Here is a 13,834-nt window from a genome sequence, read left to right on the forward strand (position 1 = left end):
GTGTTTACAGCGCCGCGCGGCGGGTGGCCATCAGGTAGTTGACCTGGGTGTCGTCGCCCAGCGAATAAATGCGCGTCAGCGGCTTGTAGCTCATGCCGCTGACGTTGCCGATTTCCAGCCCGGCATTGCGCGCCATGCGCGACAGCTCGGACGGCTTGAGGAAGCGGGCATACTCATGGGTGCCGCGCGGCAGCATGTTGAGCACGTACTCTGCGCCCACGACTGCCAGCAGATAGGCCTTGGCATTGCGGTTGAGGGTGGAGAAGAATACCCAGCCACCCGGCTTGACCAGACGGGCACAGCTGCGCACCACGCTTTCCGGGTCTGGTACATGCTCCAGCATTTCCATGCAGGTGACGACATCAAAGCTGCCCGGCGCTTCGTCGGCCAGTTCTTCCACGGCGATGCAGCGGTATTCCACGGCCACGCCCGACTCCAGGCTGTGCAGCTGGGCCACTTTCAGCGATTTCTTGGCCAGATCAATGCCGGTGACCTGCGCGCCGCGCAGGGCCATGCTCTCGGCGAGAATCCCGCCACCACAGCCCACATCCAGTACCTTGAGGTCCTTGATGCCGGCAAAGTCATCGATATAGTCCAGCCGTAGCGGGTTGATCTCGTGCAGCGGCTTGAATTCGCTGTCCTTGTCCCACCACTTGTGTGCCAGCTGGCTGAATTTGTCGATTTCCAGTTCGTCTACATTGCTCATTGCTTACCTCGCCAGAATACGGTTGCGCCAGTCTTCACCGCGCGCTTTCAGTGCAGCTTCGTCCATGGTCTGCAGCTGGCGTGCGTCCAGCAGGCAGCGGCCCTTAACCCAGACATGGCTCACCTGCTCGCGGCCGGCGGCGTACACCACATGCGATACCGGATCGAAAGCCGGGGCGGTTTCCAGTGCCGACAGGTCGATGGCGATCAGGTCGGCCTGTTTGCCCACCTTGACCGAGCCTACCTTGTCGGCGATACCCAGTGCGCGCGCGCCGTTCAGCGTAGCCATGCGAATGGCGGTGGCTGCCGGCACGGCGGTCGGGTCCAGCGTGCCCACCTTGGCCAGCAGGGCGGCCAGACGGGTCTCTGCCATCATGTCCAGCTTGTTGTTGGACGCTGCACCATCGGTGCCGATACCGACGGCCACACCGGCTGCCAGCAGTTGCTGTACCGGGGCGATGCCGGAGGCCAGCTTCATATTGGATGCCGGATTGTGCGCGACCGCCACGCCATGCCGGGCGACGATGTCGATTTCCTCAGCATTCAGATGCACCATGTGGGCGGCAATCAGGCGCGGCGACAGCAAGCCCAGCTGTTGCAGGCGCGCCAGCGGGCGTTGTTGCAGTTCCTTGACGCTGTTGCTCACCTCATCCGCGGTTTCGTGGATGTGGCAGTGAATCCGCATGTCTTCGCGCTCGGCCAGATCAACCACCTTGCGGAAGGTGTCATCAGATACGGTGTAGGGGGCGTGCGGGGCCAGGGTGAAGGTAATCAGCTCTTCGCCCAGGAATTCGCTACGCTCGGCCATGCCCTTGCTGATGTATTCATCGGCATTGCTGGCGTAATTGGTGGGGAATTCCAGAATCGAGCAGCCGACAAAGGTGCGCATGCCGGATGCCAGGCCGGCGCGGCCCATGGCGGCATGGTAGAAGTACATGTCGTTGATGGTGGTGGTGCCACCACGAATCATTTCCGCCATCGCCAGGCTGGCACCGTCGAACACGAAATCATCGCGCACGTGCTTGCCTTCGGCCGGCCAGATATGATTGTTCAGCCAGTCCATCAGCGCCTTGTCGTCGGCCAGACCGCGCAGCAGGGTCATGGCCGAGTGGCCGTGCAGGTTGATCAGGCCAGGCATCAGCACATGATTACCCAGTTCCAGTCTTTCACTGGCGTTGATTGCAGGGCACTGGCTGGCGGGCAGAATGGCGGCGATCTGGCCATCCTTGATGGCGACCGCATGGTTTTCCAGCACTTCGCCATCTTGTTCTACCGTGATGATCCAGCGTGCCGAAATAAGCGTGTCGTATTGTGTTGCTGACATGGATAAAGTCCTGCCGAATTCTGAATGCTGGGGATTGTAGGCTGCTGCTCTGGGCATGGCAAATTGACCGCGTGGGCGGTGGCCGTACCGCATAAACTGTTATGTAAAGAAAAAATCGCTTATAACTGGGAAAGGTCTGCCTTATTATGCGATTAATCTGATTGACAGCACATGAGCTGCAATTTTGCAGCTAAATATTGATAGCGGGTTTTCCGCGCCATGAACGTTTTTTGATAATCGATACCGATGGCATCCCAAGAAGAAAAGAACCCAGTCACCTCTAGCCTCTCCCTGCGCACGGTCTTCATGATCGCCGTGGTACTCGGCTTGCTGATTCCCGCCTCCATCATCAGTTATCTCAGCATCAATATTCAGCGGGACAACCTCACCGCCCAGCTGGAAACCGACGAAAAGCGCTTGCTGGACATTGTGGCGCTGGGCATGCAGGAGCCATTGTGGAACCTCAGCCGTCAGGCCGGCAGCCCGCTGATTTCCTCGGTCATGGAAGACGCCCGCGTGGTGTCCATCCGGGTGACCGACACCCAGTCCAACCAGGTTTTCCTGTCCGCCTTGCGTAGCGAGCGGCGCGTCGGCGGCGTTTCTTTCGTACAAAAACCAGTGATTTACCGTGGCGAGGAAATTGGCCAGGTCACGCTGGAGTTTGATACCGAGCATCTGGCCAACGCCCTGCACAATCAAGTGAAGAACATCCTGCTGATTCTGGTGGCGCAGCTGGTGTTGTCCATTCTGCTGATCATGAGCATTCTGCATTCGCGTTTCCTGCGCCCCATGCACAGCCTCACCGAGCAGGCCACCCAGTTGGCCGAACTCAAGCTGGAGTCGCCGTTTTACTGGGCGCGGCGTGATGAAATCGGCAAGCTGGGCAAGCACCTGGAATGGACCCGCTCCGAACTGAAACGGCTGATTGACGAGTTGCGTGCGAAAACACTGGCGCTGGAGGCGGATATTTCCCGCCGCCGCGAGGTGGAAGATGCGCTGCGCCGCTCGGAAAACAAATACCGTGAACTGTTCTGGTCCAATCTGGATGGCATTGTCATCAGTTCGCTGGATGGCCAGGTGATGGATGCCAACCCGGCCTTTCTCAACCTGATGTGCTACAACCTCGACCAGCTCAAGCAGCAGAATTTCTGGTCGCTGGTGGGGCAGGAGAGCGAGGCGCTGGAGCGCTTCAACCTGGATAACAAGGTATTGCGCTTCGGTTATTGCGACGAATTCGAGGCGGTGTACATGAACCGCTTCAGCAATCAGGTGCCGGTCAGTGTCAAGACTGTGGCCATGCGTGATGCCTTTGGCCGCATCAATGCGGTATGGCGCATGGTGCGCGACATCTCCGAAAAGCGTGCGGCAGAAGAGCGGGTGCAACTGGCGGCCAAGGTGTTTGAAAACACCGTCGAAGGTATCATGATCACCGACAGCGACAAGCGCATTCGCAGCGTCAACAAGGCATTCACCGAAATTACCGGCTATTCGCAGCAGGAAGTGTTGGGGCAGAAAACCAGCATCCTGTCTTCCGGCCGTCACGATGAAGCCTTCTACGGCAATATGTGGCTGGCCATTGATGGTCAGGGTTCCTGGCAGGGCGAAATCTGGAACCGGCGCAAGAATGGCGAAATCTACCCGGAGTGGCTGGCTATTAACGCGGTGCGTAACCCGCTGTCCGAAATCACCCATTATGTCGCCATCTTCAGCGATCTGACCGAGCGCAAGGCCGCCGACGAGCGTATTCAGTTCCTGGCGCATTTCGACGTGCTGACCAGCCTGCCCAACCGCGCCCACATGCACGACCGAGTCGAGCTGGCGATTCACAATGCCTGCCGCGATAACGAGCAAATGGCGCTGCTGTTGCTGGACCTCGACCGCTTCAAGACGGTGAACGAGTCACTGGGGCACTCTGCTGGCGACATCTTGCTGCAGGTGGCGGCCGACCGCATCAAGTCCTCGCTGGCTGCCGGTGAAACCGTGGCGCGGCAAGGGGGCGACGAATTCATCATCCTGCTGCCGGCGATTTCCGACCCGAGCGAGGCTGCACTGGCGGCGGAGCGCATCCGCGAATCCTTCAATGCTTCCATCGAGCTGCATAACCACACCATCACCATCACGCCGTCCATCGGTATCAGCGTCTACCCGGATGATGGCCGCGACTTCGAAACCCTGGTGCGCAATGCCGATGCCGCCATGTACCACGCCAAGTCGTCGGGCCGTAACAGCTACAAGTTCTACACGGCCGACCTGAACGCCCGTGCCCGTGAAATTCTGGCCATTGAGAGCCAGCTGCGCTTTGCACTGGAGCGCAACGAATTCATCCTGCATTACCAGCCGCAAGTGGCGATGGCCGATGGCCGCATTACCGGGGCCGAAGCACTGATACGCTGGAATCACCCCTCGCTGGGCATTCTGGGACCGGCGCGCTTTATCGAAGTGGCCGAGGAGCGCGGCTTCATCGTGCAGATCGGCAACTGGGTGATCCGCGAAGCCTGCCGCCAACTGGCCTTGTGGCATGGCCAGGGGCTGCCCAAGATGTCGCTGGCAGTCAATCTGTCAGCCTTGCAATTCCGCCAGCAGGATCTGGCCGAGGTCCTGGAAACCGCTCTGCGTACCCATGGCTTGTCTGCCGACATGCTGGACGTTGAGGTGACGGAAAGCGTGATCATGGAAGACGTGACCAGCACCGTGCAGGCCATTGACAGCATCAAGGGCATGGGGGTACAGCTGTCCATCGATGACTTTGGCACCGGCTATTCCAGCCTGTCCTACCTCAAGCGCTTCAAGGCGGACAAGCTGAAGATTGACCGCTCCTTCGTGCGCGACATTCCCAATGATGCCGACGATTCCGCCATTGCCCGGGCCATCATCAACATGGCGAAAAACCTCAATATGCAAGTCGTGGCCGAAGGCGTGGAAACCATCGATCAGTGGCGCTTCCTCAAGCAGGAAGGGTGTGACCTGATTCAGGGCTATCTGCTGGCCAAACCGATGCCGCCGGAGGAGTTTGCCGGCCTGCTGGCCAGGGGTAGCTTGCTGCCCGAGGAATAAGGCAGCTTCCGCGCCGCGCCAGCTGGCTTTCTTTCAGTAAATTGGTATCTTGAATATATATATTCAGATAGTTCCTGTTGATGTGTTCGTTCGGTTATCAATGTGCCTGGCACTCGCGCAGTGTGTTAGCGCACTTCGACAAGCCCGGACTGGCGCTGAAAGAGAAAGAAAGCCATGTTTTTTGAAAATGATCAGGCCATGTCGGCTGTCGGAAGAGAACTGCTGGCCAACAGTTTCGAATTCATTCCCATCCCCATCCTGATTTCCGAATGCAGCAATAGCGGCGACATCAATTCCGGCCGCTGGCATCGTTTTTCCAATCAGGCCTTTCGTCAGCAGATTGGCTACAGTCTGGAAGACATGCCGGATATCGATAGCTGGTTCCAGCTGGCTTATCCCGATGCGGGCTACCGGGCGGAAGTCATGCAGACCTGGGAGCGGGAGGTGGAGCGTTGCCTGGCCAGTGGCCAGCCGCTGGCTGAACTCACCGCCCTGGTGTGCTGTGCCGATGGCCAGCAACGCTGGTTCATCATCACCGCGCAGACGCAAGCGGCCACCTTGCCATTTCTGCAGATCATCACCTTTCGCGATGTGCACGAACTCAAGTGCACGGTGGACGAGAACATCCGGCTGTCCCGTACCGATTTTCTTACCCGGCTGCTGAACCGGCGTGAAGCCAGCAAGCGCTTGCAACTGGCCTGGGAAGGCTGGCAACGCGAGAGGGAGATGTTCTCGGTCTTGCTGTGTGATATCGATGGCTTCAAGCATGTCAACGATCAGTACGGCCACGCCTGTGGCGACCACATGCTGGTGTTTTTTGCTGATCAGCTTACCGCCTTGTTTGATGGGCAAGCGGATATCGTGCGCTGGGGCGGTGAGGAGTTCTTGCTTATCCTGCCAGCTACCGATCTGGCGGGTGCCGCCATCGCCGCCGAACGGCTACGCCAGCAGATAGCCGACAGCAAGCCGGTATGGCAGCAGCAACAGCTTGGTTTGACCGTCAGCATTGGCTATACCTGCGCCGCTGATCATGGCGAGCTGGAGGGCATATTGCATGCCGTGGATGTAGCCATGTACCGTGCCAAGCTACAGGGGCGCAACTGTATTTGTCAGGGCTAAGTGTCATGGCTGGCAGGGGCTTGTTCAAGGCCCCTGCGTGCGGGCGGTTTTGGCTGGCCTGCTGCGTGATTGCTGTTCGCCCACAATGCAAAAAACCACGCCGTAGCGTGGTTTTTTGTTGAGTCCCCAGCGGAGCTGGCGGCTTATTCTGGTCTCATTTGCGGAAAGAGAATGACGTCGCGGATGGACGGGGCGTCGGTCAGCAGCATCACCAGACGGTCGATGCCGATGCCGCAGCCTCCGGTCGGCGGCAGGCCGTATTCCATGGCGCGGATGTAGTCGGCGTCGTAGTGCATGGCTTCGTCGTCACCAGCGTCCTTCTGGGCCACTTGCGACAGGAAGCGTGCTGCCTGGTCTTCCGGATCGTTCAACTCGGAGTAGCCATTGGCGTGTTCGCGGCCGACGATGAACAGCTCGAAGCGTTCGGTGATGGCCGGATCAGCATCGGAGCCACGCGCCAGCGGGGACACTTCCACCGGGTAGTCGATGATGAAGGTCGGGTTCCACAGCAGGCTTTCGGCACATTCTTCAAACAGGGCCAGTTGCAGGCTGCCCAGGCCCGGTGCCGGCGGCAGCTTGCCACCCAGGCGCTTGATTTCGGCGGCTACCCAGGCGGCATCGCCCAGTTGCTCATCGGTATATTGCGGGTTGTAGTGCTTGATGGCGCCAACGATGGTGAAGCGGTCGAACGGTTTGCCCAGTTCCACTTCCTTGCCGTTGTAGCTGATGGTGGTGCCGCCACAGACGGTTTCGGCACAGCGGCGGATGATGTTTTCGGTCATCTCCATCATGCGCTGGTAGTCGCTGTAGGCTTCGTAAAATTCGATCATGGTGAACTCGGGGTTGTGGCGTGTGCTCATCCCCTCGTTACGGAAGTTGCGGTTGATCTCGAACACGCGTTCCAGACCGCCAACCACCAGGCGCTTCAGATACAGTTCCGGTGCGATGCGCAGGTAGAGCGGCATGTCCAGCGCATTGTGGTGGGTGACGAAAGGCTTGGCTGTGGCGCCGCCCGGGATGGGGTGCATCATCGGGGTTTCCACTTCCAGATAGCCTTCGCTCACCATCACGTCGCGAATCTTCTGCACGATCTGCGAGCGCTTGATGAAGGTGTTGCGGCTGTCTTCGCTCATGATCAGGTCGGCGTAGCGCTGACGGTACTTTTGTTCCTGATCGGTCATGCCGTGGAATTTTTCCGGCAGCGGACGGATGTTTTTCGACAGCAGGCGCACTTCGCTGGCCTGTACCGTCAGTTCGCCGGTCTTGGTCTTGAACAGCACGCCGCGGATGGCGATGATGTCGCCCAGGTCGTAGTGCTTGAATTCGGCATGTACTTCTTCGCCCACGCCATCATTGGCGATATAGGCCTGGATGCGGCCACTGCCATCCTGTAGGGTGGCAAAGCTGGCCTTGCCCATGACGCGCTTCAACATCATGCGGCCGGCAACGGCAACCTCGATCTTTTCGGCTTCCAGAGCTTCCTTGTCTTTACCCGCGTGTTTTTCCTGAAGATCCTTGGCAAAGTGGCTGCGTTTGAAATCGTTGGGGAAAGCGACGCGTTTTTCGCGGATGCTCTTCAGCTTCTGGCGGCGTTCCGCCATGATCTGGTTTTCGTCCTGACTTGGGGATGATGCTTGTTCACGTTCAGACATGATGACTCCGTTGACTACTGCGGGTAAGGGCAGGGGGCCATTCCCCCGCCAGGCCTCATCGGCCAACAATTAAGGTATTACGCTGCGCTAATGCAGGCTGGCTGTAGCAGCCAGCCCGGACGTTTACACGCCCTGCTTCAGGCTGGCTTCGATGAAGCCATCCAGGTCGCCATCCATGACGCCCTTGATATTGCCCACTTCATAGCTGGTTCGCAGGTCCTTGATGCGCGACTGGTCGAACACGTAGGAGCGGATCTGGTGACCCCAACCCACATCGGTCTTGGTGTCTTCCAGGGCCTGCTTGGCCTCGTTGCGCTTTTTCAGTTCCAGCTCGTACAGCTTGGCGCGCAGCATCTGCATGGCTTCATCGCGGTTGCGGTGCTGCGAGCGGTCATTCTGACACTGCACCACGGTGTTGGTGGGCAAGTGGGTAATACGTACGGCCGAGTCGGTCTTGTTGATGTGCTGACCACCGGCACCGGAGGCGCGGTAGGTATCAACGCGCAAATCAGCCGGGTTGATGTCGATCTCGAAGCTGTCGTCCACTTCCGGATACACGAATACCGAAGAGAACGAGGTATGGCGACGGGCATTGGAGTCGAACGGTGACACGCGCACCAGGCGGTGTACGCCCACTTCGGTACGCAGCAGGCCGTAGGCGTATTCGCCCTCGATCTTCAGCGTGGCACTGCTAATGCCGGCGACTTCACCTTCGGAGACTTCCAGCACGTCTACCTTGAAACCCTTGCGCTCGGCATAACGGGTATACATGCGCAACAGCATGCCGGCCCAGTCCTGTGCCTCGGTGCCACCAGCACCGGCCTGGATGTCCAGGAAGCAGTTGTTGGGGTCCATCGGGTCGTGGAACATGCGGCGGAATTCCATCTTGGCCACTTTGGCCTCGACTTCTTCCATGTCGGCTTTTACCGCGAAGATGGTTTCGTCATCTTCTTCGCTCTTGCCCATTTCCAGCAGTTCGCGCGCATCGGCGATGCTGGCGTTGATGCTGTCCAGCACCAGTACCACATCTTCCAGTTGCTTGCGTTCGCGGCCCAGCTCCTGGGCGCGCTTGGGGTCGTTCCAGATATCGGAATCTTCAGTGAGGCGGCTTACTTCTTCCAGACGGTCTTTTTTTCCGTCGTAGTCAAAGATACCCCCGAATATCGGTGGCGCGCTCGGCCAGGTTTTCAATCGTGGCCGCAATCTGGTTCAGGACTTCGACTTCAATCATGCTCTTGCTCCAGTAGCAGTCTGTATTAGTAAATTCAAATGTACTTGCTTGTATTGATCAAACACAAAAAGCGCACCAGTTGGTGCGCTTTTCGCTGATCTGGCTAGTGCTTAGCCAAACAGGTGAGCGACAGCTGCGCGCTCTTCTTCCAGCTCGGCCAGGGTGAAGTTCATGCGTTCGCGGCTGAACTCGTCCACTTCCAGACCTTCGACGATTTTGTATTCGCCATTTTCGCATACAACCGGGAAACCGTACATCACGCCTTCCGGAATGCCGTAGGAACCGTCGGACGGAATGCCCATGGTCACCCACTTGCCATTGCTGCCCAGCACCCAGTCGTGGATGTGGTCGATGGCGGCATTGGCGGCGGAAGCAGCAGAGGACAGGCCACGTGCTTCGATGATGGCAGCGCCACGCTTGCCTACTGTCGGCAGGAATACGTCACGGTTCCAGGCTTCGTCGTTGATCATGGCTTTTACCGATTGGCCATCAATGGTGGCGAAGCGGTAGTCGGCGTACATGGTCGGCGAGTGGTTGCCCCATACCGCCAGGTCCTTGATCGAAGCCACCGGCTTGCCGGTCTTGGCAGCCAGTTGCGACAGGGCGCGGTTGTGGTCCAGACGCAACATGGCGGTGAAATTTTTCGGGTTCAGGTCCGGAGCGCTCTTCATGGCGATCCAGGCGTTGGTGTTGGCCGGGTTGCCTACCACCAGAACGCGGACATTGCGGTCGGCATGGTCATTCAGTGCCTTGCCCTGAACGGTGAAGATGGCGCCGTTGGCTTCCAGCAGGTCCTTGCGTTCCATGCCCTTGCTACGCGGGCGGGCACCCACCAGCAGTGCAACTTGAGCGTCCTTGAAAGCGACGTTCGGGTCGTCAGTGGCAACCATGCCGGCCAGCAGCGGGAAGGCACAGTCTTCCAGTTCCATCATCACGCCCTTAACGGCGGTCTGGGCTTGCGGCAGGTCGAGCAGTTGCAGGATGACCGGCTGGTCTTTGCCCAGCATTTCACCACTGGCGATACGGAACAGCAGGCTGTAGCCAATCTGACCAGCAGCGCCGGTAACGGCAACGCGAACGGGAGCTTTCATTGGTGGACTCTCCTTTAGATATCCGGGACTGTCTCAAATTGCAGATGTTGCTCTGCACTATAAGTGTGAAGCGAGTGTATCACGGAGTGTAGACCATGTGGCACTGGATTCCCCATCAGAAATTCTGATAAGCTGCCTTATGTCTTGTGTCTTATATAAGACATCCCTTTACGCTTGATTTATTTGATGATACAAAGCCACTACATGATTGCTAATGCTCCGCGTCGTCAGCCGCTTTATGTGCAAATCAAGCAGTTTTTGCTGCGTCGTATCGCCGAGGGCGAGTGGCTGGAACATGATGCACTGCCCAGTGAATGGGACCTGGCGGCAGAGATGTCGGTGAGTCAGGGAACAGTGCGCAAGGCGCTGGGTGAGCTGGTGGCGGATGGCCTGCTATACCGTCAGCAGGGCAAGGGCACTTTTGTTGCCGCCGTGCTCAGTGACTGGGGAGCGTCCTTGCTGCAGTCGCCCGGGGTGTTCGACGAAATGCCGGATCGTCTGAGCTGTGAGTTTCTTGCCATCTCGCGGGTCAATGCCAGCGATGACATGGCGGTGGCGCTGCAGTTGCGCCGGCATGCGCCGATGTTTCGGGTGCGCCAGTTGTGGCGCGGGCAGGGCAGGCCGGTGGCGCTGGATGAAGCCTACCTGCCGGCTGAACGATTTGATGGCATGGAAGCGCGCTGGTTTCGCTCTGCAACCGGGGTGTATGCCACCTTGCAACAGCGCTTTGGTGTAAGGGTGGTAGAAAGCCGCGAGCAGTACCGCGCTGTCATGTTGCCGCGCGAAGATGCGAGTTTGCTGGGTTTGTCCGGCGCAGCGCTGGAAGAGCCGGTATTGAGTGTGCTCAGACTGACCTTTTCGTCAGTTGGAGAGAGAGTGGAATGGCGGCAGCGCTACTGCCTGAGTCGTGATCTGGCGCTGCTGCAAAAGGGCTGTTGATGTCGCCTGCCAGCATGGCAATGTCGCTTGTCCGGCAAAAAACGGGCAGCAGGCAGGTGATTTTTGCTAGAATTTCCAGATCATATTGCCCTGCAGCATCGGGCAGCATGATGTTCAGTATTGAGAGGGACCACCCGGTTTTTACAAGGGCGGACCTTTCAGGCGGGCTTCCAGACAGGGGCCCGGAGATAACCACTTGGTTCAAATACATCCAAGGAAGCCATATGCAGAAGCAACGACCGAAGCACCTGGATCTGGCCACGATCAGACTGCCCATCCCGGGTATTGTCTCGATCCTGCACCGGGTCAGTGGTGTGGCGCTCTTCTTTTCCCTCCCGCTGTTGATCTACCTCCTTCATGGTTCGCTCAGTTCAGCAGAGTCCTTTGAAACCTACCGTGCCGTAGTCGCGCATCCGCTGATGAAGATCATCCTCATCGGCTTGTTGTGGGCCTACATGCATCACTTCTGTGCCGGTATTCGTTTCCTGTTCCTGGATATCCACAAGGGTCTGGAACTGCAAACTGCCCGTGCTACCGCCAAGACTGTGGTGGTGGTTAGCCTGGCCCTGACTCTGATTCTGGGAGTAGCTCTATGGTAAACCGCTCTGTCATCGGCGCTCACTACGGTTTGCGCGACTGGGTCATGCAGCGCGTGACGGCCACCATCATGGTGATCTATACCGTAGCTCTGGCGCTGTTCCTGCTGACCATGCCGTCCAGCTATGCAGGCTGGAAAGACTTCTTCGCACAAACCTGGGTGCAAGTGCTGACCCAGACCACCCTGCTGGCAGTCTTCCTGCACGTATGGGTTGGTATTCGCGATGTGTGGATGGACTACATCAAGCCCACCGGCCTGCGTCTGACGCTGCATGCCTTCACCATCGTGTGGCTTGTGTCCTGTTTCATCTATTCCGTTAAAGTTGTCTGGGGGCTGTAATGGGCGTACCTGTTCGTCATTTTGATGCAGTAATCGTTGGCGCAGGTGGTGCCGGCATGCGTGCCGCCCTGCAGCTGTCCGAAGCTGGCCTGAAGACTGCCGTACTGTCCAAGGTATTCCCCACCCGCTCCCACACCGTGGCAGCACAGGGCGGTGTATCCGCCTCGCTGGGTAACTCCGAGGAAGATCACTGGCACTGGCATATGTACGACACCGTCAAGGGGTCGGACTGGCTGGGCGACCAGGATGCCATCGAATTCATGTGCCGCGAGGCACCGAAGGTCGTGACCGAGCTGGAACACTTCGGCATGCCGTTCGACCGTAACGCTGATGGCACCATCTACCAGCGTCCGTTTGGCGGTCACATGTCCAACTTCGGTGAAAAGCCGGTGCGTCGCGCCTGTGCTGCCGCCGACCGTACCGGTCATGCCATGCTGCACGCGCTGTATCAGCGCAATGTGCGCGCCAACACCCATTTCTTTGTGGAATGGATGGCGCTGGACCTGATTCGCGACGCCGACGGCAATGTGCAGGGCGTGATCGCCATGGAAATGGAAACCTCGGAAATCGTGGTATTCCAGGCCAAGGCCACCCTGTTTGCTACTGGCGGTGCCGGTCGTATCTACGCTTCTTCCACCAATGCCTTCATCAATACCGGTGATGGCCTGGGTATGGCCGCTCGTGCCGGCATCCCGCTGGAAGACATGGAATTCTGGCAGTTCCACCCCACCGGCGTGGCCGGTGCTGGTGTGCTGATTACCGAAGGCGTACGTGGTGAAGGCGGCATTCTGCGCAACAGCGAAGGTGAGCGCTTCATGGAACGCTATGCACCGAATGCCAAGGATCTGGCTTCGCGTGACGTGGTATCCCGCGCCATGGTGACCGAGATCAACGAAGGTCGTGGTTGCGGCCCGAACAAGGATCACGTGCTGCTGGACATCACTCACCTCGACCCCGAAGTGATCATGTCCAAGCTGCCGGGCATCCGTGAAATCTCGATCAAGTTTGCCGGTGTTGACCCGATCAAGGCGCCGATTCCGGTCGTGCCGACCTGCCACTATCAGATGGGCGGCATCCCCACCAACTACCACGGTGAAGTGGTGGTAGGCGGCAAGCCGGTAAACGGTTTCTATGCTGCTGGCGAATGTGCTTGTGCATCGGTACACGGTGCCAACCGTCTGGGTACCAACTCCCTGCTCGACCTGCTGGTATTCGGCAAGAGCTCGGCCAATTCGATGATCGACTTCATCAAGCAACAACCGCTGGAGCTGCCGGATCTGGCCACGTCCGATGTTGAGCGTTCCGTCGCTCGCGTTGAGCGCCTGAACAAGCAGACCAATGGCGTTGCCGTGAACGATGCCCGTACCGCCATGCAGCGCACCATGCAGGCGCACTGCGGTGTGTTCCGCTTCAAGGACATGCTGGCACAAGGTGTTGAGAAAATTCTGGAAGTGGAAAAGATGGTTCAACAGACCGAAATTTCCGACCAATCCAGCGTATTCAACATGGCGCGTATCGAAGCCCTGGAGCTGGAAAACCTGATCGAAGTGGCCAAGGCCACCATGATCTCGGCCAATGCCCGTACCGAATCCCGTGGTGCCCACGTGCGTGACGATGCGCCGGATACTGCCGAAACGCCGAATGGTCGTGACGATGCCAACTGGCTGAAGCACACCCTGTGGTCGCGCGATGGCAACCGTCTGGAATACAAGCCGGTGAACATGCAGCCGCTGACTGTCGACACCATCGCTCTGAAGACCCGTTCCTACTAAGGGCTTGAAC

General features: G+C 58.4%; 11 protein-coding genes. 6 read left to right on the forward strand and 5 right to left on the reverse strand.

Going from position 1 to position 13,834, the window contains the following annotated elements; translation table 11 throughout:
* Positions 1-4 precede the first annotated feature (4 nt).
* The gene (gene ubiG, locus FAZ30_RS09750) at positions 5-706 is read right to left on the reverse strand and encodes a bifunctional 2-polyprenyl-6-hydroxyphenol methylase/3-demethylubiquinol 3-O-methyltransferase UbiG (RefSeq protein ID WP_124642949.1); all 702 of its coding nucleotides are present in this window, start codon (positions 704-706) and stop codon (positions 5-7) included.
* Positions 707-709: 3 nt separating this feature from the next.
* Positions 710-2,029, reverse strand: coding sequence for a TRZ/ATZ family hydrolase (locus FAZ30_RS09755; RefSeq protein ID WP_124642947.1), 1,320 nt, complete (start codon positions 2,027-2,029; stop codon positions 710-712).
* A gap of 246 nt (positions 2,030-2,275) precedes the next feature.
* Between FAZ30_RS09755 and FAZ30_RS09760 the strand changes: the two genes are divergently transcribed.
* On the forward strand, positions 2,276-5,083 hold the full coding sequence (locus FAZ30_RS09760; protein ID WP_137009351.1) for a bifunctional diguanylate cyclase/phosphodiesterase: 2,808 nt from the start codon (positions 2,276-2,278) through the stop codon (positions 5,081-5,083).
* A 174-nt stretch (positions 5,084-5,257) separates the two neighbouring features.
* On the forward strand, positions 5,258-6,202 hold the full coding sequence (locus FAZ30_RS09765; protein ID WP_137009352.1) for a sensor domain-containing diguanylate cyclase: 945 nt from the start codon (positions 5,258-5,260) through the stop codon (positions 6,200-6,202).
* 143 nt (positions 6,203-6,345) lie between these two features.
* Here FAZ30_RS09765 and lysS read toward each other — a convergent pair whose 3' ends face one another.
* The 3 genes from lysS to FAZ30_RS09780 form a co-directional block, all read right to left on the reverse strand.
* Positions 6,346-7,854 carry a lysine--tRNA ligase gene (gene lysS / locus FAZ30_RS09770; protein ID WP_124642941.1) on the reverse strand — a complete coding sequence of 503 codons (1,509 nt, stop codon included), beginning with the start codon at positions 7,852-7,854 and terminating at the stop codon, positions 6,346-6,348.
* A 123-nt stretch (positions 7,855-7,977) separates the two neighbouring features.
* Positions 7,978-9,045 (reverse strand): peptide chain release factor 2, encoded by a 1,068-nt coding sequence (gene prfB, locus FAZ30_RS09775; protein ID WP_158613565.1) that lies wholly within the window; start codon positions 9,043-9,045, stop codon positions 7,978-7,980.
* A 150-nt stretch (positions 9,046-9,195) separates the two neighbouring features.
* Entirely contained in the window at positions 9,196-10,176 is a 981-nt protein-coding gene (locus FAZ30_RS09780) for a malate dehydrogenase (protein WP_124642937.1), read from the reverse strand.
* A gap of 204 nt (positions 10,177-10,380) precedes the next feature.
* Between FAZ30_RS09780 and FAZ30_RS09785 the strand changes: the two genes are divergently transcribed.
* The 4 genes from FAZ30_RS09785 to sdhA all read left to right on the forward strand — a co-directional run bounded on the left by FAZ30_RS09785 (position 10,381) and on the right by sdhA (position 13,824).
* Positions 10,381-11,115 carry a GntR family transcriptional regulator gene (locus FAZ30_RS09785; protein WP_124642935.1) on the forward strand — a complete coding sequence of 245 codons (735 nt, stop codon included), beginning with the start codon at positions 10,381-10,383 and terminating at the stop codon, positions 11,113-11,115.
* Positions 11,116-11,339: 224 nt separating this feature from the next.
* The gene (sdhC, locus tag FAZ30_RS09790) at positions 11,340-11,714 is read left to right on the forward strand and encodes a succinate dehydrogenase, cytochrome b556 subunit (protein WP_045845607.1); all 375 of its coding nucleotides are present in this window, start codon (positions 11,340-11,342) and stop codon (positions 11,712-11,714) included.
* Positions 11,708-12,052 (forward strand): succinate dehydrogenase, hydrophobic membrane anchor protein, encoded by a 345-nt coding sequence (gene sdhD / locus FAZ30_RS09795; RefSeq protein WP_124642933.1) that lies wholly within the window; start codon positions 11,708-11,710, stop codon positions 12,050-12,052. Before sdhC ends, sdhD begins: the two co-directional genes overlap by 7 nt.
* Positions 12,052-13,824, forward strand: coding sequence for a succinate dehydrogenase flavoprotein subunit (gene sdhA / locus FAZ30_RS09800; RefSeq protein WP_124642931.1), 1,773 nt, complete (start codon positions 12,052-12,054; stop codon positions 13,822-13,824). The genes sdhD and sdhA overlap by 1 nt, the downstream gene beginning before the upstream one ends.
* The last annotated feature ends 10 nt before the right edge of the window (positions 13,825-13,834 follow it).

The organism is Aquitalea aquatilis, from assembly GCF_005155025.1.
GTDB classification, from domain to species: Bacteria; Pseudomonadota; Gammaproteobacteria; order Burkholderiales; family Chromobacteriaceae; genus Aquitalea; species Aquitalea aquatilis.

Excerpts from the sequence above, each read along its gene's own strand:
- ubiG (WP_124642949.1), bottom strand. The coding sequence starts at position 706 with ATGAGCAATGTAGACGAACTGGAAATCGACAAATTCAGCCAGCTGGCA.
- FAZ30_RS09755 (WP_124642947.1), bottom strand. The coding sequence starts at position 2,029 with ATGTCAGCAACACAATACGACACGCTTATTTCGGCACGCTGGATCATC.
- FAZ30_RS09760 (WP_137009351.1), top strand. The coding sequence starts at position 2,276 with ATGGCATCCCAAGAAGAAAAGAACCCAGTCACCTCTAGCCTCTCCCTG.
- FAZ30_RS09765 (WP_137009352.1), top strand. The coding sequence starts at position 5,258 with ATGTTTTTTGAAAATGATCAGGCCATGTCGGCTGTCGGAAGAGAACTG.
- lysS (WP_124642941.1), bottom strand. The coding sequence starts at position 7,854 with ATGTCTGAACGTGAACAAGCATCATCCCCAAGTCAGGACGAAAACCAG.
- FAZ30_RS09780 (WP_124642937.1), bottom strand. The coding sequence starts at position 10,176 with ATGAAAGCTCCCGTTCGCGTTGCCGTTACCGGCGCTGCTGGTCAGATT.
- FAZ30_RS09785 (WP_124642935.1), top strand. The coding sequence starts at position 10,381 with ATGATTGCTAATGCTCCGCGTCGTCAGCCGCTTTATGTGCAAATCAAG.
- sdhC (WP_045845607.1), top strand. The coding sequence starts at position 11,340 with ATGCAGAAGCAACGACCGAAGCACCTGGATCTGGCCACGATCAGACTG.
- sdhD (WP_124642933.1), top strand. The coding sequence starts at position 11,708 with ATGGTAAACCGCTCTGTCATCGGCGCTCACTACGGTTTGCGCGACTGG.
- sdhA (WP_124642931.1), top strand. The coding sequence starts at position 12,052 with ATGGGCGTACCTGTTCGTCATTTTGATGCAGTAATCGTTGGCGCAGGT.